The sequence below is a fragment of the Paenibacillus sp. LjRoot153 genome, from assembly GCF_964253085.1.
GTDB lineage: Bacteria > Bacillota > Bacilli > Paenibacillales > NBRC-103111 > Paenibacillus_E.
In genome coordinates this window covers 7,357,489-7,384,402 of the sequence record NZ_CAXUQH020000001.1, presented here as the reverse complement: position 1 = coordinate 7,384,402, position 26,914 = coordinate 7,357,489, and the positions used below count along the sequence as shown (strand labels likewise).

The window sequence follows — 26,914 nt, the reverse complement described above, 5'->3', positions numbered from 1 at the left end:
AATTTCACAAACGGAGGAGTGTTGAGGCAATGAGCAAACCCAAAATCGTGATCCTAGGCGCAGGCTATGGCGGACTTGTCACAGCGATAAGGCTGCAGAAAAAGATGAGAAGAAATGAGATGGATGTGACACTGGTTAACAAACACGACTATCACTTTATTACGACACATCTGCATATGCCGGCTGCCGGTACGGATCATCATGATAACGCACGCGTGACCATTTCGGACTTGATTGATGAGCGGAAGATTCGATTCGTGAAGTCGACGGTAAGAGAAATTTTGCCGAGTGATAAGAAGATTGTGCTGGAAGATGCTACGCTTGACTACGACTATCTCGTGGTAGGACTCGGGAGTGAGACGGAAACCTTCGGGATCCCGGGTATGCATGAATATGCCATGTCGATCAAAAGCATTAACAGTGTCCGCTTTATTCGGCAGCACATTGAGTATATGTTCGCCAAGTCCAAAATGGCCCCGAAGCGCAAAGATTATCTGACCTTCGTCGTTGGCGGCGCGGGTTTCACGGGTACGGAGTTCGTTGGTGAGCTGGCGGACCGCATTCCTGTTTTGTGCAAAACGTATGATGTCGATCCGACAGATGTCCGGATTTATAATGTGGAAGCTTCTCCGTCGGCGCTGCCTCCCGGGCTGCCGGAGGATCTGGTCGAATATGGGATGGAAGTGATGCGCCGCAAAGGGGTGCAGTATAAGCTATCAACCGCAATCAAGGAATGCACATCGGAAGGGGTTATTCTGAGCAACGGCGAGTTCATTCGTGCAGGCACGGTAGTCTGGTCGGGAGGGATACGCGGTAATTCGCTGCTGCAGGAAGCGGGTTTTGAGGTTCAGCGGGGACGGGTGAAAGTGGATAGCTGCTTGCGCTCCTATCAGTTCCCGGAGATTTTCATCACTGGCGATTGCTCCATCGTCACGAGTCCAGAGGGTACACCCTATCCGGCCAATGCGCAGATTGCTGTCCAACAAGGCTATAATGCAGCTAGGAATCTCATCCAGACAGTTCGAGGCAAAGAGATGAAGCCATTTGTCTATGATTTCAAAGGCACGGTAGCAACCTTGGGGCGCGGTGAAGCCGTTGGTTTACTCAAAGTTAAGAAGGTGAAAGGCCGCTTGGCCTTATTTATCAAAAAAATGATTGATGCCCGTTATCTATTTCTTATCGGCGGCATTCCACTCGTTTGGAAGAAAATGATTTGGAAGCAGAAGTCTACGACTCGCAATTATCATGTACCGAATTAACCCGAATGGACATATCCCCTCCAAGTAGACACTCAACAAAAACCTTATGGTAGCATAAGGAACGAGTTGCAGCTTGGAGGGGATTTTTTATCTAGTACCCACTAACTATAGCGATTGGATCGATATTGAGTGGGAGACACGCCTTCTCGTTTACGAAAAGCTCGGGAAAAATTATTTTCGTCTACAAACCCAACCTGCTCAACAATTTCCTTAATAGAAAGATGGGTGGTTTCGAGTAACTCCTTGGCTTTTTCAATGCGAATTTTTGAGACATACTGCATCAAGGGAAGGCCATTTTTATTTTTGAAATAACGTGTTACATAAGATGGTGTAAGGGACAACTCTTCAGCAACGGTAGAGAGGCTGAGATTAAAGTCCATATAATTCTGGGAAACGTATTCTAGCATAGACGTATATAAGCGATTATTCGTTGAATCTTCGCCTAAGCTGTCTTGTATGCTGCGTGCTGCATCAAGCAGACTAGCGCAAGCTTCTGCAACGGTTTTGGACTGGAATTCCGCAAGCGATTCTAGTTTATATTTGATCGCTTCGCGGTGGGACAGCGGGATATTATTGACGAGTTGGTTTAATGTGAAAATGATTTGTTGAAACGTTAGGCGGAAAGTTGGAGCATCCTCCAGCCGAGTAAATCGTTCTTCCATCTCTTGGATTAGCAGTTGCAGATCCTCTGAGTTCTTGGAGCAGACGACAGTATGGAGTGCATCTGCTGAGTCAGAAATTTGCTGCTTATCCATCGTCGTATGCTCGATTTTCTGCTGAGACCACTCAGAAGGTGTGATGATGGATTGTTTACCAGCAAAAATCCGATATTCAGCAAGCGATGTTGCCGAGTTGAAAGATTGATGCAAGTCATTCGTAGGTTGAGGTTCTCCTACCATACAGGATAGCGAGAGGGCAAAATGCCTATTCATGAACGCGATGATTTGCTCTGAAAAAGCACGACTGCGAGCTTCCCATTGATCTGCAAATTCGTTATTCCACGAAACAATACCCACAATGCCATTATCGATAGCCAAATCAAGCGCATAATTGACGCCGTGCACACCTGATAAATTTTCCAAAACGTTGCAAATGGTATATTTCATCAACCACTGTTCACTAAGCGGTTCTTTACTTACCTTTGAATTGTAATCATCAAAAATAATGACAAGTACACTGCTCGTATGCCGTGTATCAAATAGTTGATGCAGGGCGTTTCGGTTATCCTGTGTCGTATTATCTACATTCAGCTTCCCCATTAATACCGCAAGCAGCAGCTGGTTCCTCGTTAAAACCTCTTGATTATGCATCATATTGGACAAATGGATGCTCTCATCTCTCATCTGCTCGATATAGCGAGTAAGTTGGTCTAATTCATCGGTATTGCCTTTCGGCATCTTGTCCGATGGCAAGGTAGGGAAACGGTTAGATAACTCTTGGATCGGTTGATAACTCTTGCGTGCAGACCTGAAACAAAGCACAATCCCTAAAGCAAGCGATATGAGGAATATGGTTAGTGAAACCGTGAGTGCCACATCATATTCGTGAAAATAGTCACTACGGCGAATGGCGTTAACCACATGAATGTTCTGTTTCGACGACGTTTCCTGCATGAAGAGATAGCCAGGGATTCGTGCTTTCGAGTTTTTCGCTGCTATTGCAAGTTCACCCCAGGCTAGATCAGAAGCTCCTTTTACATACAGAAAAGGCATGTTGGATTGGTCAAAGGCAATAAGGCTGCTATTACTGTCAATTGTCTGTTGGAAATTACTTAACAGAGCTGAATAGTTCAGTTTGTAGATCATAATTCCACTAGAGTAAGGCGTGCTGTCAAGCGGAACTAAGAGGAGCAACACTTGTTCTTTCCCATCAGGATTGTCTTCGTTGGCCAATGAGGATAGCAGCATAGGTGATCTTAGATGCTCCAACTTGCTCTGCAAGCTTTCTGGCGAAATTCGGCTATCGCTGACGAGTCGGCTGTAGCTCTCCGGTGTATAGATCCCCGTATCCGTAAAAATAGTATTTTGAAGCGAGCTATAAGCTGTGTTTCGATAGAACAAACCAATGGAATCAAGATCAGCAGACAGCGCCTTTAACTTTTCAAGTTCATCGGCAATGACATACGGATATTGTAAGGACTCTTGTAATTGATAGGGAAGCAATTTGGTATCCCGTGACAAGGTTAATGTCAATTTTTGCAGGTCCAAAATGCGCGTATCCAGCAGACTGGTCGTATTGGCCATAGATCGCTGGGTATTATCCATTAGCCGATTATAGGTATTTGATAGCGAAATGATATTGGTCACTAAGAATAACAGACCGGTTACGGCCAGAATCAGAAGGTGCCCTAGAAGAAATTTTCGATAGAGCTTGGACTGAATCGCTTTCCGCAATATAAACACATCCTCTGGTCGAATAGGTCTTGATTTCTTACGAGTATATAAATTTTGCGCTATGTTATCAATTCATGGCAGGCAAAAAGCTGAAAATTAACTAGGTATTGAGAAAAATGCAGGGTGCCATTTATGTGCTAAAACCATTTTTTGCTGTGAAAAGCCGATTATCAATTGTTGTAGGGGGTTCCAAATTTATTTATACTCGGAGCCATAGGAAACCGATTCTGGCGCCGAATCGATTCTGGCTATCCACTTTTCTATCGTTCGACGAAGGAGGCAGCTATATGACTGCGAAGACCAAGGCTGCACATGCCCCCATACCTAGGTCTAACAAAAAAAGGTTTGGGTTGCAAAACAATTGGGATTATCTCATCTTTGTTATCCCCGTTGTCCTTTATTTTCTTATTTTCTGCTACGGACCTATGTATGGTGTACAACTGGCATTCAAACGCTTCAATCCGATTCACGGAATCATGGGCAGTCCTTGGATTGGTTTGGATAACTTTGAAAGGCTTTTCAATTCATTTCAGTTTTATCGCATTGTTAAGAACACGCTGGTTATCAATCTATTTAAAACACTGATCAGTTTTCCCATTCCGATTATGCTTGCTCTTATGTTCAATGAGATGAGAAAAGAGAGATTGAAGAAGACGCTTCAGACGATCACTTATGCACCGTACTTCATCTCGACGGTCGTCTTTGTCGGCATTATCAATTTATTTCTCGGCGGGGAAAATGGGTACTTGAATCATTTGCTGGGGATGATCGGAATCGATTCAATGCCTTTTTTAACGAGTCCTGACTACTTTCCTGGTGTCTATATTGGTTCTGACATCTGGCGGAATAGCGGTTGGAATTCCATTATTTTTATCGCGGCGTTAGCTGCCGTAGATCCCCAGCTTCATGAATCTGCGCAAATTGATGGGGCTAGTCGGTGGAAGCGGATGATTCACGTGAATCTGCCTTGTATTATGCCAGTCATTGTCATTCAATTTATTTTACTCATGGGGAAAATGATGACTCTCAGCTACGAGCGTATTCTTCTTATGCAAAATAGCTTGAATATGGAAACCTCAGAGGTCATTTCCACTTATGCTTACAAGACAGGTCTAATCAATATGGATTATGGATTCTCTACCGCTGTGGGCCTCTTTAACAATGTCATCAACATCATTTTGCTGCTTGCGGCCAACAAGATTGCCAAACGATATAGCAGCAGCAGTCTGTTCTAAAAGGAGAGGTGAACATGGAGGTCGTTTCCCACAAAATTCGAGAGTCTAACGGAGATCGGATTTTTCTGGCCATTACGTATGTACTTATCGGGATTCTTGTGTTAATTGTGCTGTACCCGCTGATCTATGTCGTTAGTGCCTCATTCAGTGATCCCAAACTGGTGATCGCTGGCAAGATAGGACTGATCCCAAGCGGATTCAACGTGGAAGCCTATCGACGGGTATTTACGAATACGGAAATATGGATTGGCTATCGAAATACGCTGCTCTATACGACCATAGGAACGTTAGTCAATATTTCATTGACCATGATGGGGGCCTATCCGTTGTCACGCAAAAATTTTCGATGGCGTCGCGGGCTTATGATATTCTTCACCATTACGATGTTTTTCAGCAGCGGTATGATACCGATGTATCTACTCGTTAAGAATTTGGGACTTTATAATTCGATGTGGGCATTAATATTGCCAACGGCGATCAGTGTATACAATATGATTGTTGCCCGAACGTTCTTGGAAACCAATATTGATGAGCAACTCTATGAATCGGCCTATATGGATGGCAGCGGCAACATCAGATCTTTTTTCTCCATCGTGCTGCCCCTGAGTGCGCCGATCATGGCTGTTCTTGTGTTATTTTATGCCGTGTATCATTGGAATTCCTATTTCGAGGCGATGATTTATTTGAAGGAACGTTCGCTTTATCCGCTGCAGCTCTTCCTGCGGGAAATTCTAGTGATGAATCAGTCGGATAACGTGATGATGGATTCGATTGAGATGGATACAAGCAAATTTCTAGTTGCAGAAGGTGTCAAATATGCCGTTATTATCGTATCCAGCGGACCCATTCTTATGCTATATCCATTCCTTCAGAAGTATTTCGTTAAAGGTATGATGATTGGTGCCCTTAAAGGTTAATGTGATTAATAATGAAGGAGATGACTAACGAATATGAAAAGAAAATTAGTCTTACTGACAGCTGCCATGCTGATTACATCGATTCCAGTACTAAGTGCTTGCAGCGATAAAGATAAAGGGACAGAGCCCGTTGCAACCGGTGCGAATAAAACAGGTGCTAACATTACTAAGACAGGTATGCCGATTGCTAGTGAGCCAGTTCAATTAAAAGGTCTGGTCTCCAAATATGAGCTGGTCAAGGATTGGAACGAGCATAAAGGCTTGAAAAATTATGAAGCGAAATCGAATGTCATCATTAAATGGGATACGGTACCGCAAAACGCCTTTGATGAGCGCAGAAATCTGATGTTTGCCTCCAATGATCTGCCAGACTTTGTCATGCGGGCGAATTTGTCGCCGCAATTGATTACTTCTTACGCAGCAGCGGGTCAGATTATCCCTTTGGATCCTTTGATTGAGGCGGGATATGCGCCGAATCTGGCAGCACTTATGAAAGGAAATGACGGGATTCGCAAATCGATTACTTCGGCTGATGGCCATATTTATTCGCTTCCGAATATTAGTGAAGCAGATGGACGTATTTCTTCCTCATGGATTAATAAGAAGTGGTTGGACAAGCTTGGGCTTAAAATGCCGACAACAACGGACGAATTTTATAAGGTGTTGAAAGCCTTTAAGGAACAGGACCCTAATGGGAATGGCAAAGCAGATGAAGTTCCGATCTCAGGGTACAAAGAGGGCAATAAGAACTACGGTGATCAATTTATTAAATCGTTCTATGGCAGCTGGGGATTCGGAGGGAACTCCGGGATCATCGCTCCTTTTATGGATGTTGATAACCAGGGCAAAGTTCGGTATATCGCAACGGACAATACCTTCAAAGACATGATTACTTTCTTTAACAAGCTTTGGCAGGAAGGATTAATCGATAAAGAAATTTTATCGCAGGATATGAAGCAGGAAATCGCGAAGGTTGATGATGAACGTGTCGGCTATGTAGCGAAGGGTAACAACAATTTGTGGATGGGCAAAAATCGAAATAATTACGTCCAGAACCCTGTCCTAAAAGGCATCGACGGTAAAGTGTATTGGACGGGTATCTCTCCGAAAGTTCGGGACCTAGGCTCATTCGTTATTACGAGTAAAAACCCGAATCCCGAAGCAACGCTGCGCTGGGGAGATTATTTCCTAAGTGAAGAAGGGACGGCTCTGGCTAGACTTGGTATCGAAGGTGTGACGTATACGATTGGCAGCGATGGATTTTATAAGTTAAAGGACGAATTTGCGAAAAATCCGAACGGACTTACGGTGGATGAGGCGCTCTCCGAATATACGATTTTCCAAGGTGGCGGTATTCCACAGCGCGTGACGCAAAAGGTTGATCAAAGTGCTGCTGTTCTTCCAGAAATGATTGCGAATAAAGATGTCATTCGTCCAAACTTAGTGCCTGACGCGAAATTGATGATTCCTACTTTTACCGAAAAAGAGAATATCGAATTAAGCTCGTATGCAACGGATATCGAAGCTTATGCAGATGAGAATATTGTTAAATTTATTACTGGCGCTAAACCGCTTAGCGAATGGGATAAATATGTAAGTACGTTAAATAAAATGCAGCTCGATAAATATCTGGCGATCTATCAAGCAGCGTATGACCGCTGGAATCAGAAGTAATCAGCGTATAGAAGGAGGGACTAACAATGAGGTTTTACGGTACAAGCGCAGCCGAAGGAATACCGAATCCATTCTGCTTCTGTTCCGTTTGCAGCCATGCGCGCAAGGTAGGAGGGGCAGAGATACGCCGACGTTCGATGTTCCGAATCAATGAGCAAATGTGTATTGATTTAGGCGCGGATTCTTTTCAACAAGCAATCGAATATGGCGACTTTACCAAGCTTCGGCATGTCTTAGTGAGTCATACTCATGAAGACCATTTCAACTATATGATGATGAATGTTCGAAATATGTCGATTGAACGGTTGAAGGAGCCTCTGCATTTCTACTTTACAGATCAAGCTTATGACATCGTCGACTTCTATCGTCAAAGCCGACCGATCATGAAAGGGATGACTTCCGATTTGGAGTCGCGCGGCGTAGTGGCCTTTCATAAGCTGGCGTTTAACAAATCGGTGACCATCGCTGGCATGGAAGTAACGCCGCTTCGTGGGAACCACTTGGGTAATATGGGGGAGAACTGTGCGAACTATCTGATTCATAACGAGGATGGTCAGAAGCTTTACTACGGCGTGGATACAGGCTGGTACTTGCCGGAAACGTTCAAGGAGCTGGAGAATGCTTCACTGGATGTGTTGATAAGTGAATGCACCTTCGGGCTGACCAACGGCCGGGGCCTCCATCCAAACGGCCATTTGGACGCCTTTAGCTGTATGGAATTATTTCGCAAACTGTTAGCGCAAGGGACTTTACATGCTAACTCTCGCATTTATCTTACGCATATTAACCACTTTACCTCTACACATGCAGATCTAGTAGGCTGGATTCAGGAACAGCAATTCCCATGCCCGATTACGGTCGCATGGGATGGCATGATCATTTAAACGGAAAGAGCGACCTCCATCATACGGAGGTCGCTCTTTTTTGTGGAACAAGCATTTATTCAACTGCGGTCTTAGGAATTCCCGTTTTTCCTACCGTTTCTGTTACCGAATGCTCAGTAAGCCTCTTTTTCGCATAATTCCTGTATAAGATCGAGCTTCCTATCGTTAAAAGCGCAACCACCGCCATCCCCCAGATGAGGTTGTCAAAAGCACGTTCGAGCGGCAGTGATTTCTGCCAGACCAGTGCGCTCCCCGAGAGCGCAACGGCGAATGCGCCGCTGAAAAATTGCAACAATTGGAACAAGCCCATGCCTGATCCGATGCGATCTTTGGTCAATTGCCGGGATAGTTCATTGGATACAGCGCTTGAAAGTGTCGTAAAGCTGATGCTGACCAAGATGTAGAGTGCAGCAATCCAGTAATAGGAATAGCTAGCAGTCAGGGCAAGCAGTACGGTTGAAGCCAACATCAACCAGGGTACATAGCGGAGCAACGCTGTATTCCCATAACGGTCGATGATGCGACCCACGCGGTTGGAGACGAGCATGGCTAACAGAGCGCCAGGGAAGAGCAACAGTCCCGAAGTAAGCGGAGCTAAGCTGAAAACCCGTGCAAGCATCTGAGGAGCAAGGAATAAGAAGCCGAAGCTGATCATGTAGGAAGACACGCCGATTGCGCTGAGCGCCATATAAGGTCTGTCGCCAAAGAGAGCAGGCAGCACGAACGGTTGTGAGGCTCGGCGAATCCGCAGAGCGAATAAGGCAATCGCAAGTACGCCTGCTATGAGGGCAACGATGCTCTTGGAAGTTAGGAAGAGCAGCAACCCCGTCGTCCCAATCCCGAGAAGCAGAGCACCGATGAAATCGAACGAGCCGCTTTCTGGTTTTTCTTTTGGGAGCAGGATGAGAAAGATGGGAATAAGCAGCAGCGTGACCCCTGTAATGACGAACAGGAAATGCCATCCCAAATACTGAACGATGGAACCGCCTGCAACGGGACCTAGTCCCAAGCCAAGTGAAGCCGCGGAAAGGATAAGCGACATGGCTCTTCCCCTGCGAGACAACGGAATGTAGCGGGTTACGAGTACGATACCAAGCGAGGGGATCGCACCTGCGCCGGATGCTTGAATCAGCCTTGTAAGCAGCAACAGTCCGAAGCTGTCCGTGAACAGCCCTAGAACGGAGGCGCCGCCTAGCGAGAGAAGGGCGATGACGTAGAGCCTGCGAATAGGCACGAAGTCGGACAAGCGGCTGTAGGTGATCGAAGCGATGGCGAAAATGATCGAGTACCCCGTAACAATCCACGACGCCGTTGAGGGACTGAGTTCGAATTGTACGGAAATTTTAGGCAGGGCCAGATTGAACATCATCGTGTTCATGATGACAAGTACAATAGTAAAACAGAGCAACCAGGAGACAGGCGTTTCTCGTAAGCGACTAGGCATCTCAGGTTGAGCGTGTGTTGTTCCTTGAGCTGATGAGGTCGCGTTGTCTGACATTGTACACCTTCCGATCCGAAACTATAATTTTAATTTTTACAGTTTATCATGACCGGTAGGGTGTGTCAATGAATTGACCTGTATTAAACCAATAAGGATTGAATGTTTATACTTATAATTGTATTATTATTCACAAAACACATGGAGAAATACGATGGGACACGTGATAAGAAAAGTGGAAATCGAAGATTTGGAGGCACTAACAGAGCTGATGTGTGCCTATATTGTAGGCTTTTATAAGAAGCCACAGCCGCTGATCTCTTCTATTCATCGACTGATTAATAACTTGCTTCAGGAACAAGGCGGTATACAGTTTGTTGTCGACAAAGAGGGGGAACTCGTCGGCTTTGCGACCCTGTATTTTGCCTGGAGTACGATGAAGGCAAATCCCATTACGATCATGAATGACCTCTTCCTTCTCGAGTCTTTTCGGGGAACCGCTGCAGAAGAAGACTTGTTCCAGAAGTGCCAAATCTATTCCAAGGAAAACGGCTATGCCTACATGTCATGGATCACCGCGCCGGACAATCATCGTGCACAACAGTTTTTTGACAAAATGGGCGGAACTCGCGTGGATTGGGTGAATTACACGATTGTTTAAAGGAAGCGGTTGTTAAATAACTGGGTTTCATACACTTAATTTCAGCCATTTCTGCTCTTTTTGAAAATTAACTGGATTTTCTGTATTTATTTTCGATCAATTTGCTCGGATACTGCAAAAACCACTGAAATAGATGGAGTTTTTCCATTAATTCAGTATAAAAATCTAGATATACTAGAATTAAATGTATTTTTTCCATCTAAACGACGAACCTCTCACTTGGCAATCACGTTACCAAGGTAGTGTCATAAAGTGAAAATTCCCTACATCCAACGGAATATTCGCACGAACCAGTAACCTTGGCGGATTGCAACCTTGCTGTTTAGTCAAAATACGCCGATTACCTATGAAAATGGAAGATAATCAATGATTCAGTTAATTGTAAGCGAATTAATGATGGAATCAAGAGGTGGAAGAGAGCTTTTTACGTTTTTTCCCTCCTTTACTATGTTGGTAGAAGAGAGTAGTATTCAACACGTACATGAACAGTTGAATATTTCGCTTAATTTTCTTTTAAGAAAAGCGGGGGAACCACGAGTAACATGGGGTGAATAATGGTACGGATACCTAGTACTTTTTAGGGCAGATTTCTCGCGGCCCGAACCCGGCAGCTAACCTCGTAAGCGATCGTGAGAAAGGAGAACATGTGTTCAAAACACAAGGTCTATCCTTGTGTTTTTTTGCGTCCATTTTTCAAATGTGATGTGTGATATTCGTATTAATTGGAGGAACAAAGGCGAAATGACAAGTGATTCATTGAAAAAAATTGTGTTTGGTAAGCCGCTAAAGTCGAGTGAGATTGAGTCGGAGAAAATGCCTGTCTGGAAAGCTCTCCCTATCTTGTCGTCAGATGCCTTATCATCCGTATCGTATGGGACGGAGCAAATTCTGTTAGAGCTCGCGACAGTAGGGGTTGCTGCTTTTGCCTTCTCGTTGCCGATTGCGGTTTCGATTATCGCGTTGATTCTACTGCTCGTGTTGAGCTATAGACAGGTGATCGAAGCGTACCCGATGGGTGGCGGCGCTTATATGGTTACGAAAGAAAATTTAGGCATGGTCTGGGGACGACTAACAGGTGTCTCTCTGCTAATCGACTACACCTTAACCGTGGCCGTTTCGATTTCGGCTGGTGTCACGGCGATTACCTCTGCATTTCCATCAGCTGTACCGTACATTGTTCCGCTGACCATCTTACTGGTTTGGATTATGGTCTGGCTGAATTTACGAGGTACTTCCGAATCAGGAACCGTATTTGCGATTCCAACGTACTTTTTCATTTTTTGTATCCTTTTGTTAGTAGGTAAAGGTATTTTCGATTTACTGACAGGATCAATGAATACACATGCGATCGAATTCGCACCAAGCGCAGCGACGAACTCGTTAACGTTATTCGTACTTCTCAAGGCGTTCTCATCCGGTTGTTCAGCTGTAACGGGGATCGAAGCGATTTCCGATGCCGTACCGCATTTTAGAACGCCATCAGTCAAAAATGCCAAACGAACACTTATCTCTTTAGGCGGCTTGTTGGCCATCGTGTTCGGCGGTGTGACGCTGATTGCCTTAGGGTATGGAGTGGCACCTGATCATAATGGTCATACGTCGGTTCTATCGATGGTGACGGAGCAAGCCTTTGGCCGAGGCGTCATGTACTATGCGACGCAGATCGCGACGATGCTTATCTTGGTGCTGGCTGCGAATACAAGCTTCAACGGATTCCCGATCTTGGCGTCGATCATGGCCCAAGACAAAAACTTCCCGCGCATGTTTTCATTCCGTGGGGATCGGCTTTCGTATCACTATGGCATTATTACACTAGGCGTATTGGCCAGCCTGCTATTGATTGGCTTTAAAGGTAAAACCGATGCACTCATTCCTCTTTATGCGATTGGCGTATTTTTATCTTTTACACTTGCTCAGGCAGGTTTGGTTCGTAAATGGCTCAAAGAGCGCGTATCTGGCTGGATCGGGAAGCTGATCATTAACGGTCTAGGCGGTATCGTTTCCCTTGCTGTTCTTATCATTTTCTCAGTCACTAAATTTAGCGAGGGTGCTTGGATTGTCATTATCATTACACCGATACTCCTCTGGCTCATTACGAAAATTAGTCACCATTACGACGACGTAGCCAAACAGCTGCGTATTGATATCACACAAGACCGTGTGTGTACCAAAGAACCGGTCATTATCGTACCTGTAGCTGGGATTCACAAAGCTGTAGAGCAAACCCTGAATTATGCCAAATCGCTTTCGCCTAATGTCATCGCGTTCTATGTATCCTTCTCGGATGAGGAGGAAGAATCGATGCAGGAGAAGTGGCAGATCTGGGATCCTGGTGTTCGACTCGTTGTGTTCAAATCACGATACAGGACGATCCTGAAGCCGCTGGCCGAATTCATTGATCGCATCGACACCCATGTGTCAGAGAAGCAGTCGATCATGGTTATTCTTCCGCAATTTATGCCGAAAAAATGGTGGCATCGTCTGCTTCACAATCAGTCTGCCGCGCGTATCCGCTCGAAGCTTCAAGCCGATAAGGATATCGTTGTTGCGACAGTGCCGTATCATTTACACCAATAGACGTGTACGTGTACAATAATAGGGAGAACATGTAGACGAGGTGACCTTATTATGGTGAAAAAGAAAGCTAAAATGACGCCAGTTGCGGCTAGCGTGCAAGATAAACCTGCAACGCTGAAGGATCTGCTGCGTCCGGAAATACTGGAAGGGCTCAAAGCCCAGGCTGACGCGATGAAAGCGGAAGAACAAGCGAAGAAGGACGCAGAGAGAGCCAGGGTAGAGGCGGCTCGCAAGGCGGAAGAGAAGCGTCTGGAAAATGACTTTGCTTACCAGCTGGAGAAAAGTAAATTAGACTGGCGGAAACATAAATGAGGGGGCGCACGATGTGCCTCCTTTTCTTTTTGAGTGTGATGATTGCGCTTGCAGGCTGTGAGGTGGAGCAGCCTGCTGTGAAAGTGGAAACGGCGGTTGCACCTACCACTGCAGGGACTACATCTTTGGCATCAACACCCATAATTGAACCATCAGCCGCGCCTACTGTGAACACAACACTAACAACCCCAGTGAGCAGTCCAACAGAGTCACCTGTCTCAACGACCTCATCCCATCCTTCATCCGATAGTCCATCAGTTAAAACGGAAAATATTGAGGCTGTCCCAGCCTTTGCGTCGGTGGAACAATCATTGATCGCTCGTTATGCCTCTGTGATACCAACGAAGTGGGGAGAGCGTGTCACTGGCGTGAAAACACGTTTACAAACGAAAGACAAAGTGATTGCCCTTACCTTTGATGCCTGCGGAGGGAAGGAAGGCAGTGGCTACGATGAGAAGCTGATCCAGTATTTGATTCAGGAGCAGATTCCAGCTACGTTATTCATCAATGCAAGATGGATTGCTGCGAATCCGTCTACTTTTCAGCTACTTGCCGCGAACCCCTTGTTTGAGATCGAAAATCATGGGACCGAGCACCGCCCCTTATCCGTGACAGGCAAGCTGGCATACGGTATTGCGGGTACGAAGAACGTCAAAGAAGTCATTCATGAAATGAATGACAATGCGGATCAGATTGAGCAGCTAACGGGGAGAAGGCCCGCATTTTTCCGTTCGGGTACGGCATTTTACGATGAGGTTGCGGTGTCTGTTGCTCATGAGCTTGGCTTCGAGCTAGCGGGATACTCTGTACTCGGGGATGCTGGAGCGACTTATAATACGGAGCAAGTGTACAACGCTATATCGAAGGCTCCGAGCGGGTCCATCGTCCTCGCACACATGAATCATCCTGAGAAGGATACAGCGGAGGGTGTTATCAAAGCGATCCCTCATCTGCGGCAATCAGGCTTCCGCTTCGTTCAGCTAGCCGCAATGGAACTTATCGGATAGTAAGAGGAAGTAGTTGTAATTTCTTTTAGCTCACTATGCAAGTAGTCGCACAGTTCAAAGAGCCCCTGAGAGGGGGATACGTGTGTAATAAATAGTTTACAGGTAAGCGTTTTCATGATACTATCTTCCTAATTTGTTATATTCTCATCTACGGGGTTGTTGTCATCATGAATAGAATGAAATTGGAAAATCCAACGAATTTGGCGTTTACTTTTCTACTAGTTTCTAGCGTTTTATTTTGTCTCTATGTTTTAGTGCCTACGACATCGCCGAAGTCTTTGGAGCAGACAATAGTGCCAGAACAAGTAATAAGCGAAGAACGACTTGTGCCTTCTTATGATCAGTTACCTGAACAAGCAGCAGAACAAGAAGTGAAAAAAGAAGTAAAACAAGTAGTACAACAATTAGAACTTGAAACGCAACAACCCCAACAGCATCAAGTAAATACACTATCTTTTATTCAAGCAGATTATAGTAAACAAAAGGTTCATTATACAGACAAAGTCATTGTACTGACCTATCATCACATTGATGAAAAAGAAAACGGGATTACCATTTCCCCAAAGAGATTCAAAAGTCACATGCAAAGATTGAAGAAAGAAGATTACAATGTCATCTCTATGGAACATTTTCTTCATTTCATGAAGGGTGAGGCAGCGGTACCTCAAAATGCGGTTTTAATCACGTTTGATGATGGCTATGAATCATTTTATACCCAGGCGTATCCTGAATTACTTAGCTTAGGTTTCCATGCTACTAAATTTATCGTTGTTGATTCTATAGATCATCCTAAGGCACCGCGTTTAACATGGGATCAGATGAGAGAAATGAAACAGAATGGGATGAGTTTTTATTCTCATACGTACGATCATCATGATAAAGTCAAGGCGGGTTCAAGCAATACACTAATGCCAATGCTTACAAATCCCATTTATTTGGAAGCTGAGAAGAGATTAGAAACCGACGTTGAGTACCGAAATAGAATAAAACACGATCTGATAAAGGCTGAAAATCGAATTGAGGAAGAGTTAGGACCACAGTATCGTCTACTTGCTTTTCCTTTCGGTGCCTATAATGACACTGTCATTGGGGTAGGTAAGGAATTGGGAATTGAACTTTTCTTTACGACCAAAGAGGGGATCAATACCAAAGGAAGTAACGAGATTTATAGAGTTCATGCAGGCACAGCGTATATGTCAGAAGATGATTTGATGTGGAAAATGAAGTTATATCATAAAAAATAAAGTGAAACGATAGCTAGGAGCCGCATTGAAGCGGCTTCTTTTTCGTTCACAAACAGAGCCCTACCTTTTTTTCATCTCAAAAAACTCACAAGCTGCCCGATCATAATAGGTCAGATCGCTTACGCGTGTCTGCACAACGACCGTCGTATCACTGAATCGTAGAACAACGGCATTGGAATCGACGATATGGTCATCTTTGAATATTCGAACAACACCCTGCCGATCAATGACCTCCTGAAAATCTGAATCCGTATGTAAACGTTGGTTCCTTGCCATGTAGATTCTCCCCTTACTTCGTTAAAATCGCTTTTAATATTGTACCACAATGTGGCGAAATGCCCGAATTTAGATGAACGCCTACGCCTAGCCGAGCATAGTATGTAGCACCAATTGCTGCTTGGGCTGAGAGGGTGTGGTGCAGGATGGATATTCAACTTTTACCGATTCATTGGGTCTATTTAGTGTTCATTGGTTTCATTCTTACGCTTCTTGTTAAACGCAGAGATACGACGATGATTTGTGTGGTGGGTATTTTTACACTAGGGTTGTTAGCAACGGAAACATTGAGCGGCTCTGTATCGGGGGTATTTAACAGCTTTATTTATGCAACCAAAGAGTTGATGGGGACGATTATGATTATCTCCATTATCGTGGCCATGAGCCGCGTCTTAATTCGCACGGGGATCAATGAAACGATGGTGGCGCCGCTGACCAAGTTTCTGAGAACCCCAGCACTCGCCTTCTGGGGTATCGGCATCATTATGATGGTGACATCTTGGTTTTTTTGGCCTTCACCAGGTGTTGCGTTGATTGGCGCCGTGCTATTGCCAGTTGCTGTTCGCGTTGGCTTGCCAGCACTCGGTGCCGCGATGGCGATGAATCTCTTCGGTCATGGGATTGCACTGTCTGGGGATTACATTATTCAAGGGGCGCCCAAATTGACAGCGGATGCAGCTGGATTGCCGGTATCCGCCGTAATGGAAGCGAGTATACCGCTCGTTATTGTGATGGGGCTTGTTACGACGATAACAGCTTTCTGGTTCATGCGGCGCGATATGAAAAGTGGCAAATGGCGCAGTGGGCTCATCGATACTCGCTTAGAGGAAAGTGGCGGTCTTGTTGCCGTAGAGGAAGAGGGCAAAGTGCTGATCGGACAGCGTTTGAAGCGGAGCTTAGCTATTGCAATCCCTGTGCTCTTTGCTTTAGATGTCATTGCGATGTTCGTCTTGAATTTGCAAGGCGGTGATGCAACCGCTCTCGTTGGCGGTACAGCGGTGTTTATTCTAATTGCTGTCACCTTAATCGCTCATCGTAATGCAGGTGTGGAGAAAATAACTTCCTATTTAATAGAAGGCTTTGTATTCGGCTTCAAAGTTTTCGGACCCGTCATTCCGATTGCGGCGTTCTTCTATCTAGGTGACTCTGCGATTACGGATCTATTCGGCAAAATACTGCCAGAAGGTTCACACGGCATCGTGAACGATCTAGGCGTGGCACTCGCAGGTGTCGTGCCGCTCAATGGAGCCATTGGTGCCGTGACGTTAACCGTCGTCGGCGCAATTACCGGCCTCGATGGCTCCGGCTTCTCGGGTATTTCCTTGGCGGGCTCCATCGCGCAGCTGTTCGCGACCGCCATTGGTTCCGGCGCAGCGGTGCTGACCGCGCTAGGGCAAGTAGCCGCCATCTGGGTCGGCGGCGGGACTTTGATCCCGTGGGCGCTCATTCCAGCTGCGGCGATCTGCGGTGTGAGTCCGTTCGAGCTCGCGCGGCGGAATCTGAAGCCCGTGCTCATCGGCTTAGCGGTGACAACAATCGTGGCGATGTTTTTGGTTTAGGTAGTGGGCGGAGAAGGAAGAGCACGACGGTGGAAGGGGCTCGAAGCCATGTATGTGGCGGGGGGCTCCTTTTTGTCATTTTTAACCTCAACCGCAGAAGCACTGGACGTATGTAGAGTGGTACCTATTTCCGCCAAAAAGTTGAACAATCTGCCTTATCCGCCACATTAAACGCGATCATTTTCTCAAGTAATGAATAATCAACCGGGCTATTCCACTTGATACGCACCAACTCCTTGGTGTGATCATAGCCGGCTTGTACAATGTCATCAGCGAACTGAAGAATCCCCGCCTTTTCAGGGGCGATAGCCAAATGAGGTTTGGCTACGCTAAAGCCAATAATAAATGTGCCGTGGTCGGTAAACATAGGCTGATTCCACGCGATTTTTGGCTCCAAATTTGGGAACTTCTCAGATACCCAAGTCAAAACTTCTTCCGTTCGATCCCGATGTTGCGGGTTATCAATACGCCCTAAAAACTCTGCGAAAACTTCCATGGCATTTCCTCCAATTTAATTGATGTGCTTTACTTGAATTCTTTATTTGTTATTTTTCGAAATAAACTTTTTTATACTAACACTTGAAGCTTACGTTACGTAATGTTTTATACTCTAGTTATCGGTAATGATTGTAGGACGTTCTGAGAAATCAAAGTTAAATTCATTTTGGAGGGATTAGACATGAGTCAAAATAATGAAACAAACAAAACCGCAGCGCAAGTTGGTGACCGCGAAATCGTAATCACCCGTGTAATTGATGCTTCACGCGAGCTTGTGTTTGAAGCTTGGACGAAAGAGGAGCACCTGTCGAAGTGGTGGGGACCTCAAGGTTTTACGACAACTTTTCAGACGTTTGATCTGAAACCAGGAGGTACATGGCAGTTTATCATGCATGGTCCTGATGGGGTTGATTATCCCAACACCAACGTCTTTGTTGAGATCGTTAAACCTGAGAGAATTGTCATCAAACATGATGTGTTCCCCCATTTTCAGGCGACAGCACTTTTTGAGAACATGGATGGTAAGACCAAACTTACGTATAGCTCCGTTTTTGAAGAAAAAGCGGATGTATTCGATAAGGTGAAAGTATATGCCGTTCCAGGTGCCGAACAAACGATGGATCGTCTTAAGGAGCATCTAGCAAGTATGTCAAAGGAAAAGATGTAATTAGGATACCACAAAACGGAATTACAAGCCCCTGGGCACGACAGTTAAAAAAGGATATATTATCCAGTTACAACCATTTTTGTCTTAAACATATGAAACCACTTGGGCCTCACATCGTATCAGTGAGTATATGAATGCACAAGGAGGCAATTTACACATGTCCATGTTCAAACGAATGCTCGCAAGCGTCGGGATCGGCGCGGCCCAAGTAGATCTTATGCTCCATCAAGATACAGTGAATGCGGGGGATGAAATCAGCGGTGTTGTCCGGATTCAAGGGGGGCGCGTGGATCAGCAAATCAATGACGTTTATGCCTTCGTGATGACGCGTTACCTGAAGGAGCAGAACGATACAAAGATGCAAGTAGAAGCTCCCGTGGCCAAATTCCAGCTTACTGGGGAATTTACCGTAGAGGCGGAGCAGGTCTATGAGTTCCCGGTCTCGTTCCAGCTTCCAAACATTACGCCAGCAACTTTAGGGAGAACCCCTGTATGGATACAAACAGGACTGGATATTAAAGAAGCGATTGATCCGAAGGATCAAGATCAGCTTCAAGTAAGACCACATCCACATTCCGAGGTTGTACTGGAGGCTGTCAATGAAATTGGATTCCGACTCCGCGAGGTAACTTGTGAATACGCGCCAGCTATCGGTAGAGAGAACGGATTGCCTTTCGTTCAAGAATTCGAATTCGTGCCCACCATGCAATTTCGGGGCCAACTGGATGAGTTGGAAATCATCTTCTTCCCGGACGAGGACGGTGTCGAATTGCTGCTTCAGATCGATCGCAAAGCGCGCGGTCTAGCCGGCATATTTGCCGAAGCGACGGGTACGGATGAAAGGTTTGTAAGGGTACGATTCGACCGTAATCAACTTGATTCCGGTACTGGCTATGTTGCCGATGAACTAGCCGAGTTGATCCGCAGGTACTTATAAGATTTCATAGTCATCCCAATAGTGATAAACGCTAAGAAGCCTTTCCCGTTGTGGGGAGGCTTTTTTCCCGTTCATATTCCCAGCCAAATGATCAGTAAACCCACTAATACAGGGTTGCCTATGTCCATCTTTCGCAGTATCCTTGCATATAGATGATTAGACGATGGATGACTAAGGGAGCTGAGAAAGATGGAAGCCAAATTTTGCATGAGCTGCGGAGCTGCCATGGAGACGCGTGATGTGGATGGAACGGAGAGACGGGCCTGCACAGCGTGTAGTTTTGTTCATTGGGGGAACTACAGCATCGGCGTCGGTGCGCTTGTGATGAAGGATGAGAAGATTTTGCTTGTGCGTAGAGCGCAAGAACCAGGTAAAGGGCGCTGGACGAACCCTGGTGGCTATATTGAGCAGCATGAATTGATCCAAGATACGATTGTGCGAGAAGTTTTGGAAGAATCCGGAGTCGAGGCGTCAGTCACACGACTGGTAGCTGTGCGCGATCTGCCAAGAAGCATACATAATGTGTACATCGCATTCGAAATGTCTTACATTAGCGGAACCCCGCAGCCGGATGGCATAGAGGTAGATGCGGCAGGCTTTTATAGCCTAGATGAAATGGCTTCCATGCCAGTGGCCGATTTCACCAAGTGGCTCATTGATGTCGCTTTGCATGCTAAAGGGGATGGTCTTATTGAGGATAAAGAACCTGTTATTCCGATGGCTGGATACGGATTGTACCGTGTGCCCAAGGTTAACAACGTATGATTCAACTTCGCGGGCATCACCTGCTCTGTTTGTTAGGCTACCGAGGAATGGGGTATTCACCAGCGTTTTGTGAAAATATGACGACGGTCTACGAACAGCTGCGCACAGTGCCTGAAACAATGATTCGCGTCGTGCTCGGTCCTGATGATTTGTGCGCGGAATTTCCGCAGGATCAAGTTGCGCATTGCGAGAATCGGACCGTGTATCAACGTGACGCAGAAATCGTTGCCAAGCTCGGCTTGGAGGTAGGGATGGAGCGGACTTGGTCCACCATTTGCGCTCAAGTTGCCCTTGAAGTAAAGCCGACAGATATCAGCAATCTCTGTGCGACATGCCGTTGGGAGCCTTACGGTGTTTGTGCGGAAGGCGTACGTATTATAGGGGAAGGCGGCGCATTGCCACCTGTACCCAAGAGAGAAAAGGACTTGCGCGTATGCGCAAGTCCTTTTCTCTCCACATAAGAATTTATAAGATTCCGGAACTCGGAAGAGCTAATTCTTATTGGCGATAAAAACTACATTTAAAACGCGGTCGTACATCTTCGAAGTACTTCGATAGAAGTTTTTCTCATACAAAAATGCTGACATCTGAGCCGATTTCCAGCTTCTCAGCTGGGGAAGTAAGAATATTAGCAACCATCCGCATTTCATCGATGGGTTGTAGATAGGATCTTAACTGGCGACTATCCTTCTGGTCAGGCTGCAGCCATTTCTCCATCTGTTCCTCATCAAGAATAGCTGGCATGCTTGCGTGGTATGGCGAGACAACGGAGTTGGATTCCGTCATAAGCATCATACACGTACGAAGCTCCTCTTCCCCTGAAGGGGCTTGCCAAATGTCGTACAGCCCAGCAATACCGAACGTGCCGCTTCGCATTTTGAAACGAATCCACTCCGTCTCCTTACCTTCCGTTCGCCCTACATAGAAGCTGCTGCAGGGGATGACACAACGCTGCTTTTTGACGATGCGCTCGAAAACAATGTTGGAGAAAATGGAATTGCGATCACCGCATACAGCATCTTTCGCCCAGAAAGGCATCAAACCCCAGCGGAATTCATCTAATAAGCGTTCTCCCTTGCGATTGATCATCACCGCAGACACAGATTCAGTAGGGCGCACTTCATACCGATTGGAACTGTAGGATAAGAGCCGATCGACGCGGAATTGTTTCATGACTTCTTGAACATCAGCCAGAATGGCTATGGAATGACACATCATTATCACCTCATTTAATTTTTGGTTACCACATAAGTAAGCGCTAAGTTTTTGGCTTCCGAAAACAGCTTGCTTATTGGCGATAAAACCTACATCTACACGCGGTCGCTCATCTTCGAATGGCCTCGATAGTGGTTATTATCATTATTTTCCTAATGCAACCAATTCATGTATGAGGTTTAACACTTTTTTCCACGGCAGCTCAAATGAAAAAACCAGAAGCATTTCGCTCCTGGTTGTGAAGGTTATTCGGCTATTTGCACTTGAATATCGGAAGCATGGACATGTATGCGGTTCTTGCCGTTGCGTTTGGCGGTGTACAAGCATTCGTCGACAAGCTGAAACCATGCCTTTTTCATCGTATTCCGATTATAGGTCGCGAGTCCAATACTCATCGTCAATCTCTGATCAGGCATTTCAGGAATGACAGTTTCGCGTATCGATTCCATAATTTTTTCGCAAATGACTAGCACATCTTGATGCGATTTCCCAACGAACAATACGGCAAACTCCTCCCCGCCATAGCGAAAGGACATATCATCTGGACCAAGCACTTCCTTAAGAATGGAGCCGATTGTTTTGAGAACAACATCGCCAACCCAATGACCGTAATTATCATTAATGTACTTGAAATTATCAATGTCCATCAAAGCAAGCTCCAGCGCTGTATCATGGGGCATATGCGAAATAAGGTGGTCCGTATGCTCCTGAAAAGAGCGGTGATTAAACAACTCGGTAAGCGCATCGACCTTGGAAAGACGATCAATCATGACGTTGCGAATCAGCAGATCTTGCTCGCGTATGACGGAGTGCTTAAGCTTGGCAAGCAGGTCGAGTCCACGGCTCATAATGGTAAAACAAAGCATTGAAGTTGCGCTTAATGTGGTCAGAGAGACGATGATTTCGTAAGGGGTCGTTGTTTGTCCCTGTTCCTTCTGTATAAGCAATAAAATGAATAAACAGGCAGCACCCAGACTGTAGGCGAAAATAACGTATTTTTTATGAAAATAAATCGAGGCCAATAAAATGGGCATGCAAAGCAGCTGATAGCTGTGTGTCATTTCAGGAATACAAAGGATGAATATACTAACCATGGTCATTGTCCATAGGATCATGATAAACTCACTATAGCTCTTTAAATAATGCATGGACAAATAGCCTATGCCCATAAGAAGAAGCTGTAACATCGTAGGATAAAGTTGAAAGCGCATAAAGCTATTAAACCAATTCGACGGCTGTTCGTTGATTTCAAAGCATAAAGCAATCGTAGCAGCTACTTCATAAATGATGAGGATCCACCATAACGTTAGAATGAGTTTTCGATTCCAAGTTGGATCATGTGTTGGAAATTGTTCCATCAAAAAGTGGCCACTTTCCTTTCAGGGCAGTAGATGTCGAAATGATTTGTGCCTTATCCTGATATTGTAAAGAATAACACCCTCTTTAGGCAAGCTATTAATATTGTTAATCGATTTGATTTGAACAAAAATATATTAAAGTCATTGGGGAGGCCTATGACAGCTCAAGGGTATGTGCATGCATGGGAACATTATAAGGATGAGCTTCAACTGTTAGATAAAAAGCTGGAGCTTCTCTATAAGCGCCGTCAAAAGCTTACACCAGATCCGCAAACGGATTCATTCCGCGGGATGTTCGTATCGGAGGACGAATTTATTCGTCTCATTGGCGGGTTTGGCAGTGCCGAAGAGAGAGATGAGGATGAGCAAGAAGTACTGGGGATGATCGAGCAGCTAGAAAGTGCTATCATTATTCGCCTTACAAAAAGCCGCAAGGCAGGCACATTTCTGCCTTTGGCTTACCTATCGACTGTCTTCGGCCTTACTTCTATAGAAGAACGCTTCGTCATGCTGGGGCTTGCCGTGGAATTAGATCGGAAATATGAGCGGATTTTTGGCTTTCTATTGGACGATCTAACTAGCAAAACGCCGAATATTAGCTTGGCGCTGCAGATTGCTTGTCCTAGTCCGGAGGACATGCGGGCTGCGCGTACGACCTTCATGGCACCGGACGGTAGATTGGCTCGCTATGTGCTGCATCCAGACACATTGGTCGCTAGTGGCCAGACACTGTTGTCCAAATCCTTGCAATTGGATAAACGGATCGTGACCTTCTTGCTGGACTCAGGTGAGTTGGATCCGAAACTCAAGCCAGCAGTCGAGATCATCTATCCGGATGATCAGATCTCACCGTTGCTTGTGCAGGAGGATTTCCAGCAACGGCTCCGAGGCTTTATTACAGACGTGTATGAAGCGCCGGCAGCTGAGCGCAAACGCCTTGCCTTCCATCTGTGGGGGAATGCCGGGGCTGGCAAAAAGCTGCAGGTGAAGCATCTCAGCCGCTACTTCCATAAGCCGCTGCTGTTGGTGGATCTTGCTGATGTGCAGCTGCATGCGGCTAGCTTTGAAGAATCGCTTAGCGTTATTATACGCGAAGCGATTCTTCATCAAGCCTTGCTGTGCTTCACACGGCTGGAGGTGCTTTACCCCGCTGAGCCGGATCTGGCAGCGCAGCAGCGGCTCGGGCGGTTCCATGAGCTGCTCGATGGCTATGGCGGCATGATCTTTCTCTTAGCCGGGCGATTCAACCGGCTAAGCTGGAAGCCCAAGGAGCGCCTGCTCCTTGAGCATGAACTTGCCGTGCCCGACGAAGGCGGGCGCGAGCGCCTTTGGCAGGCATTCGCGCAGGAACTCGGCGTCGCTGCCGATGTGGACTATCGGGTGATGAGCGGGAAATTCCGCTTCACCCCGGGGCAAATACGCCGCGCGCTCACGCTGGCGCGCGGGTACTCCTCCTGGCAGGCGGCATCTGCCGGGAATGGCACTTCGGGCGCTCTGCGCAGCGACGCGCTGTATAAGGCGTGCTACCAGCAGGTGCAGCACAAGCTGGAGCGCAAAGCGACGCGCATTGAGCCTCGCTACGGATGGGGGGATGTCATCCTCCCGCCCGAGCAGAAGGATCAGCTCCGCAACGCGTGTAATCAAGTGAAGTATCGCGGTGTCGTTTACGGCGAATGGGGATTCGAGAAGAAGCTGGCCTATGGCAAAGGGCTCAGCATGCTCTTCGCCGGTCCGCCGGGCACCGGGAAAACGATGTCGGCGCAGGTCGTAGCCGGCGACTTGCAGCTGGAGCTGTATAAGGTGGACCTCTCGCAGGTGATTAGCAAATACATCGGTGAAACCGAGAAGAACCTGCACGAAATCTTCGAAGAAGCGCAGCTGAGTAACGCGGTGCTGTTCTTCGATGAAACGGATGCGCTTTTCGGTAAACGTTCCGAAGTGAAAGATTCACACGATAAGTACGCGAACATTGAAACAGCGTATTTACTCCAAAAAATGGAGGAGTACCAAGGTATCACTGTGCTCGCTACCAATCTATTAAATAACATTGATGAGGCCTTTCTGAGGCGGATCAATTATGTCATTAAATTTCCATTTCCGGATAGTGAATATCGCGAAAAAATTTGGCAGTCGATGTTTCCGCCGACTGCGCCGCTTAGCCATGATGTTGACTTCAAATACCTCGCACAGCGATACGAGATTGCGGGAGGGAACATCAAGAACGTCGTTCTCTCTTCTGCATTTTTGGCAGCGGAATCAGGTGAATCCATCCGAATGCAGCATATTATCAAATCAATTCGGCATGAGCTGCAGAAATCGGGCAAAATCCTCGCACGACAGGAGTGGGAGGATTACTAGATCAGTAGACAAAGGACAATCTTACAATTTTGTGAGATTGTCCTTTGTCGGTTATATACACCGATTTTCAGTCAAAAATCGCCATTTTCCGGGATAAAAACATAAATAAATACTAGAATCCTATAGTCAACCTGACGGTTTACATTTATAATAGGAAAAGATACACAATGTGACAGATTAAGCATCTTTTTTACATGATTTATAGGTATTTAGAGGCAGGAAGTGACACTCATAGGCAATTATTCTGTCATCGCTGATGTAAGTGCATCTTTAGTCAAGCTACTTAGAGAAAACATGACCCCAGATCCCATTCCGCAACCAGAAATGATTGGTCTCGCATCACCTGTAGATAAAGGGGATTTCTATCTTTCACTCTATCTATATAACGTTCGTGAGAGCGGCAACAATCGCCAAACCCATATGATTGCTAGAGGAACGAACGAGATTCAGTTTCCACCTATGGTTGTCGATTTAAGTTACCTGCTTACCGTGCAATCGCCGGCTGAACTCTCATCCCGTGCGCTAGATGAGCATCGGATTCTAGGCAGAGCCATGCAGGTATTCTACGATCATTCTATCCTTCGAGGTTCGATGACAGTAGGCACATTAGCTGAGCAAGATGAAGAAGTTCGTATCGTCATGGAGCCTTTCAAGGGTGAAAGCCTCATGAATATGTGGAATTTCTCAGACACCCCTTACAGACTCTCAGTCGCCTATACGGTTGGGCCTGTACATATTGACTCTACGCGTATTAAAACAACAAAAAGGGTTTCGGAAACCGATTTTCGTATTCAAGGTTAGGAGGATTCCACTCGTGGATCAGATTCGAATATCACAATTGAGATCCCGTGTTTCCCTGGTTGTGTGTGTGATTGACGCACTCACCTCTCAAGCTCCTCTTGGCAATAAGACCACAGTTCACCTAGAAGGCACCCGTTCGAAAGCAATTCGCAAATCGAATGGTTCCTATATATTCAACGATTTATCCCCCGGCGAATACCGGTTATCGGTACATAGCGAATACTATTTTCAGGAACAAACACACATCACGGTTAACGCACATAATTTTATTGAAGTTGTTCAAATGAAACCGCTACCTTCGTACCCTTTTTCTCAAGGGGCAGGACTGATTCGCTTCATGCTTCAGAACGCAGCTGGCGCTCCAATTCGCGATGCTCACTTACAGTCAACCGTGCTGACGGAGGACTGCGCGCGCGCGCGCGTAATGGTTGATCAAGCCGACAAAGGTGCTAGTGAAATGACATTAGGTTCATTTACAGGAGGCATTGTAGTTGGCGATGCGTACCTGCTGCGAGGGAGAGGTTCCCAACCGGAGGAAGAAGTCATCCGAATTTCGGAAGTGCTGGAGCACCAGAAACGGTTTCGACTTGCGAATCCATTGACGAAGTCGTATATGCGTGGCGCTATGCTGCTGCCCGTTCAAGAAACCCGTAGTACGGAACGCGGAGAGGTTGTGATTGCTTTTCGAGGCAATCGGATTCCGACGTTTCATACCCAATTGGTTATTACGTACGGGACGGATAGCGAGCATAAGATCAAGGATCTCGCAGTGGCAGAAGGAACAACCACTAACCTTGGCACGATACATCTCGCGTAACCCTAATTAGTAGAATGGACACGTCCATCTTCTATACAAAATGACAAGCAGAAAGGAGAGAA

At 46.1% G+C, this 26,914-nt stretch carries 24 protein-coding genes and 1 riboswitch; of the genes, 18 read left to right on the top strand and 6 right to left on the bottom strand.

The genetic code is table 11. The features are described from left to right. Positions 1–29 precede the first annotated feature (29 nt). Positions 30–1,259 carry an NAD(P)/FAD-dependent oxidoreductase gene (locus ACSQ8P_RS31945; RefSeq protein ID WP_436238864.1) on the top strand — a complete coding sequence of 410 codons (1,230 nt, stop codon included), beginning with the start codon at positions 30–32 and terminating at the stop codon, positions 1,257–1,259. A gap of 101 nt (positions 1,260–1,360) precedes the next feature. Here the strand turns inward: ACSQ8P_RS31945 and ACSQ8P_RS31940 are convergent, their stop codons facing one another. Beyond that, positions 1,361–3,652 (bottom strand): helix-turn-helix transcriptional regulator, encoded by a 2,292-nt coding sequence (locus ACSQ8P_RS31940; RefSeq protein ID WP_436238863.1) that lies wholly within the window; start codon positions 3,650–3,652, stop codon positions 1,361–1,363. A 287-nt stretch (positions 3,653–3,939) separates the two neighbouring features. On the opposite strand from ACSQ8P_RS31940, the gene ACSQ8P_RS31935 reads away from it, so the two are divergent. The 4 genes from ACSQ8P_RS31935 to ACSQ8P_RS31920 are packed head-to-tail and all read left to right on the top strand — an operon-like array spanning position 3,940 to position 8,362. Further along, a complete protein-coding gene (locus tag ACSQ8P_RS31935) occupies positions 3,940–4,887 on the top strand; it encodes an ABC transporter permease (RefSeq protein WP_436238862.1) in 948 nt (315 codons plus the stop codon). A 14-nt stretch (positions 4,888–4,901) separates the two neighbouring features. Beyond that, positions 4,902–5,804: a carbohydrate ABC transporter permease gene (locus tag ACSQ8P_RS31930; RefSeq protein ID WP_236289856.1), complete on the top strand. Its 903-nt coding sequence runs from the start codon at positions 4,902–4,904 to the stop codon at positions 5,802–5,804. A gap of 33 nt (positions 5,805–5,837) precedes the next feature. Next, on the top strand, positions 5,838–7,478 hold the full coding sequence (locus tag ACSQ8P_RS31925; RefSeq protein WP_436238861.1) for a hypothetical protein: 1,641 nt from the start codon (positions 5,838–5,840) through the stop codon (positions 7,476–7,478). Between the two features lie 26 nt (positions 7,479–7,504). Next, the gene (locus ACSQ8P_RS31920; RefSeq protein WP_436238860.1) at positions 7,505–8,362 is read left to right on the top strand and encodes an MBL fold metallo-hydrolase; all 858 of its coding nucleotides are present in this window, start codon (positions 7,505–7,507) and stop codon (positions 8,360–8,362) included. Positions 8,363–8,417: 55 nt separating this feature from the next. Here the strand turns inward: ACSQ8P_RS31920 and ACSQ8P_RS31915 are convergent, their stop codons facing one another. Next, the gene (locus ACSQ8P_RS31915; RefSeq protein WP_436238859.1) at positions 8,418–9,860 is read right to left on the bottom strand and encodes an MFS transporter; all 1,443 of its coding nucleotides are present in this window, start codon (positions 9,858–9,860) and stop codon (positions 8,418–8,420) included. Between the two features lie 154 nt (positions 9,861–10,014). Here ACSQ8P_RS31915 and ACSQ8P_RS31910 point away from each other — a divergent pair, with 154 nt between their 5' ends. From ACSQ8P_RS31910 to ACSQ8P_RS31890, 5 genes are all read left to right on the top strand, one after another. Then, positions 10,015–10,461: an N-acetyltransferase family protein gene (locus ACSQ8P_RS31910; RefSeq protein ID WP_436238858.1), complete on the top strand. Its 447-nt coding sequence runs from the start codon at positions 10,015–10,017 to the stop codon at positions 10,459–10,461. Between the two features lie 489 nt (positions 10,462–10,950). Beyond that, a riboswitch (cyclic di-AMP (ydaO/yuaA leader) is annotated at positions 10,951–11,102 on the top strand. A gap of 100 nt (positions 11,103–11,202) precedes the next feature. Then, the gene (locus ACSQ8P_RS31905) at positions 11,203–13,038 is read left to right on the top strand and encodes an APC family permease (protein ID WP_436238857.1); all 1,836 of its coding nucleotides are present in this window, start codon (positions 11,203–11,205) and stop codon (positions 13,036–13,038) included. Positions 13,039–13,089: 51 nt separating this feature from the next. Further along, positions 13,090–13,350: a YqkE family protein gene (locus ACSQ8P_RS31900; protein ID WP_436238856.1), complete on the top strand. Its 261-nt coding sequence runs from the start codon at positions 13,090–13,092 to the stop codon at positions 13,348–13,350. Positions 13,351–13,388: 38 nt separating this feature from the next. Continuing rightward, complete coding sequence (locus tag ACSQ8P_RS31895) at positions 13,389–14,357, top strand: polysaccharide deacetylase family protein (RefSeq protein WP_436239660.1); 969 nt, start codon at positions 13,389–13,391, stop codon at positions 14,355–14,357. Between the two features lie 293 nt (positions 14,358–14,650). Further along, positions 14,651–15,601: a polysaccharide deacetylase family protein gene (locus ACSQ8P_RS31890; RefSeq protein WP_436238855.1), complete on the top strand. Its 951-nt coding sequence runs from the start codon at positions 14,651–14,653 to the stop codon at positions 15,599–15,601. 60 nt (positions 15,602–15,661) lie between these two features. Here ACSQ8P_RS31890 and ACSQ8P_RS31885 read toward each other — a convergent pair whose 3' ends face one another. Further along, on the bottom strand, positions 15,662–15,877 hold the full coding sequence (locus ACSQ8P_RS31885; RefSeq protein ID WP_056612196.1) for a hypothetical protein: 216 nt from the start codon (positions 15,875–15,877) through the stop codon (positions 15,662–15,664). 146 nt (positions 15,878–16,023) lie between these two features. On the opposite strand from ACSQ8P_RS31885, the gene ACSQ8P_RS31880 reads away from it, so the two are divergent. Further along, entirely contained in the window at positions 16,024–17,436 is a 1,413-nt protein-coding gene (locus tag ACSQ8P_RS31880; protein WP_436238854.1) for a hypothetical protein, read from the top strand. 124 nt (positions 17,437–17,560) lie between these two features. Here the strand turns inward: ACSQ8P_RS31880 and ACSQ8P_RS31875 are convergent, their stop codons facing one another. Beyond that, complete coding sequence (locus ACSQ8P_RS31875) at positions 17,561–17,932, bottom strand: iron chaperone (RefSeq protein WP_436238853.1); 372 nt, start codon at positions 17,930–17,932, stop codon at positions 17,561–17,563. A 183-nt stretch (positions 17,933–18,115) separates the two neighbouring features. On the opposite strand from ACSQ8P_RS31875, the gene ACSQ8P_RS31870 reads away from it, so the two are divergent. The 4 genes from ACSQ8P_RS31870 to ACSQ8P_RS31855 all read left to right on the top strand — a co-directional run bounded on the left by ACSQ8P_RS31870 (position 18,116) and on the right by ACSQ8P_RS31855 (position 20,764). Beyond that, entirely contained in the window at positions 18,116–18,601 is a 486-nt protein-coding gene (locus tag ACSQ8P_RS31870; protein ID WP_436238852.1) for an SRPBCC family protein, read from the top strand. Positions 18,602–18,758: 157 nt separating this feature from the next. Beyond that, entirely contained in the window at positions 18,759–19,538 is a 780-nt protein-coding gene (locus ACSQ8P_RS31865; protein ID WP_436238851.1) for a sporulation protein, read from the top strand. Between the two features lie 189 nt (positions 19,539–19,727). Continuing rightward, on the top strand, positions 19,728–20,303 hold the full coding sequence (locus tag ACSQ8P_RS31860) for an NUDIX domain-containing protein (RefSeq protein WP_436238850.1): 576 nt from the start codon (positions 19,728–19,730) through the stop codon (positions 20,301–20,303). Next, positions 20,300–20,764, top strand: a complete 465-nt coding sequence (locus tag ACSQ8P_RS31855; protein WP_436238849.1) for a DUF1284 domain-containing protein — start codon at positions 20,300–20,302, stop codon at positions 20,762–20,764. Before ACSQ8P_RS31860 ends, ACSQ8P_RS31855 begins: the two co-directional genes overlap by 4 nt. Before the next feature lie 106 nt (positions 20,765–20,870). Here the strand turns inward: ACSQ8P_RS31855 and ACSQ8P_RS31850 are convergent, their stop codons facing one another. Together ACSQ8P_RS31850 and ACSQ8P_RS31845 are read right to left on the bottom strand one after the other, a co-directional pair. After that, positions 20,871–21,518, bottom strand: coding sequence for an SOS response-associated peptidase (locus ACSQ8P_RS31850; protein WP_436238848.1), 648 nt, complete (start codon positions 21,516–21,518; stop codon positions 20,871–20,873). A gap of 245 nt (positions 21,519–21,763) precedes the next feature. After that, positions 21,764–22,876, bottom strand: coding sequence for a GGDEF domain-containing protein (locus tag ACSQ8P_RS31845; protein ID WP_436238847.1), 1,113 nt, complete (start codon positions 22,874–22,876; stop codon positions 21,764–21,766). Positions 22,877–22,924: 48 nt separating this feature from the next. On the opposite strand from ACSQ8P_RS31845, the gene ACSQ8P_RS31840 reads away from it, so the two are divergent. The 3 genes from ACSQ8P_RS31840 (at position 22,925) to ACSQ8P_RS31830 (ending at position 26,852) form a co-directional block, all read left to right on the top strand. Next, positions 22,925–25,234 carry an ATP-binding protein gene (locus ACSQ8P_RS31840; RefSeq protein ID WP_436238846.1) on the top strand — a complete coding sequence of 770 codons (2,310 nt, stop codon included), beginning with the start codon at positions 22,925–22,927 and terminating at the stop codon, positions 25,232–25,234. Between the two features lie 222 nt (positions 25,235–25,456). Then, positions 25,457–26,035, top strand: a complete 579-nt coding sequence (locus tag ACSQ8P_RS31835; protein WP_436238845.1) for a DUF4255 domain-containing protein — start codon at positions 25,457–25,459, stop codon at positions 26,033–26,035. A gap of 13 nt (positions 26,036–26,048) precedes the next feature. Then, entirely contained in the window at positions 26,049–26,852 is an 804-nt protein-coding gene (locus tag ACSQ8P_RS31830; protein ID WP_436238844.1) for a carboxypeptidase-like regulatory domain-containing protein, read from the top strand. Positions 26,853–26,914 lie beyond the last annotated feature (62 nt).

What these genes read in the sequence shown, in the direction of transcription:
- ACSQ8P_RS31945 (WP_436238864.1), top strand. Translation starts at nt 30, where the DNA reads ATGAGCAAACCCAAAATCGTGATCCTAGGCGCAGGCTATGGCGGACTT.
- ACSQ8P_RS31935 (WP_436238862.1), top strand. Translation starts at nt 3,940, where the DNA reads ATGACTGCGAAGACCAAGGCTGCACATGCCCCCATACCTAGGTCTAAC.
- ACSQ8P_RS31930 (WP_236289856.1), top strand. Translation starts at nt 4,902, where the DNA reads ATGGAGGTCGTTTCCCACAAAATTCGAGAGTCTAACGGAGATCGGATT.
- ACSQ8P_RS31925 (WP_436238861.1), top strand. Translation starts at nt 5,838, where the DNA reads ATGAAAAGAAAATTAGTCTTACTGACAGCTGCCATGCTGATTACATCG.
- ACSQ8P_RS31920 (WP_436238860.1), top strand. Translation starts at nt 7,505, where the DNA reads ATGAGGTTTTACGGTACAAGCGCAGCCGAAGGAATACCGAATCCATTC.
- ACSQ8P_RS31915 (WP_436238859.1), bottom strand. Translation starts at nt 9,860, where the DNA reads ATGTCAGACAACGCGACCTCATCAGCTCAAGGAACAACACACGCTCAA.
- ACSQ8P_RS31910 (WP_436238858.1), top strand. Translation starts at nt 10,015, where the DNA reads ATGGGACACGTGATAAGAAAAGTGGAAATCGAAGATTTGGAGGCACTA.
- ACSQ8P_RS31905 (WP_436238857.1), top strand. Translation starts at nt 11,203, where the DNA reads ATGACAAGTGATTCATTGAAAAAAATTGTGTTTGGTAAGCCGCTAAAG.
- ACSQ8P_RS31900 (WP_436238856.1), top strand. Translation starts at nt 13,090, where the DNA reads ATGGTGAAAAAGAAAGCTAAAATGACGCCAGTTGCGGCTAGCGTGCAA.
- ACSQ8P_RS31895 (WP_436239660.1), top strand. Translation starts at nt 13,389, where the DNA reads ATGATTGCGCTTGCAGGCTGTGAGGTGGAGCAGCCTGCTGTGAAAGTG.
- ACSQ8P_RS31885 (WP_056612196.1), bottom strand. Translation starts at nt 15,877, where the DNA reads ATGGCAAGGAACCAACGTTTACATACGGATTCAGATTTTCAGGAGGTC.
- ACSQ8P_RS31880 (WP_436238854.1), top strand. Translation starts at nt 16,024, where the DNA reads ATGGATATTCAACTTTTACCGATTCATTGGGTCTATTTAGTGTTCATT.
- ACSQ8P_RS31875 (WP_436238853.1), bottom strand. Translation starts at nt 17,932, where the DNA reads ATGGAAGTTTTCGCAGAGTTTTTAGGGCGTATTGATAACCCGCAACAT.
- ACSQ8P_RS31870 (WP_436238852.1), top strand. Translation starts at nt 18,116, where the DNA reads ATGAGTCAAAATAATGAAACAAACAAAACCGCAGCGCAAGTTGGTGAC.
- ACSQ8P_RS31865 (WP_436238851.1), top strand. Translation starts at nt 18,759, where the DNA reads ATGTCCATGTTCAAACGAATGCTCGCAAGCGTCGGGATCGGCGCGGCC.
- ACSQ8P_RS31860 (WP_436238850.1), top strand. Translation starts at nt 19,728, where the DNA reads ATGGAAGCCAAATTTTGCATGAGCTGCGGAGCTGCCATGGAGACGCGT.
- ACSQ8P_RS31855 (WP_436238849.1), top strand. Translation starts at nt 20,300, where the DNA reads ATGATTCAACTTCGCGGGCATCACCTGCTCTGTTTGTTAGGCTACCGA.
- ACSQ8P_RS31850 (WP_436238848.1), bottom strand. Translation starts at nt 21,518, where the DNA reads ATGTGTCATTCCATAGCCATTCTGGCTGATGTTCAAGAAGTCATGAAA.
- ACSQ8P_RS31845 (WP_436238847.1), bottom strand. Translation starts at nt 22,876, where the DNA reads ATGGAACAATTTCCAACACATGATCCAACTTGGAATCGAAAACTCATT.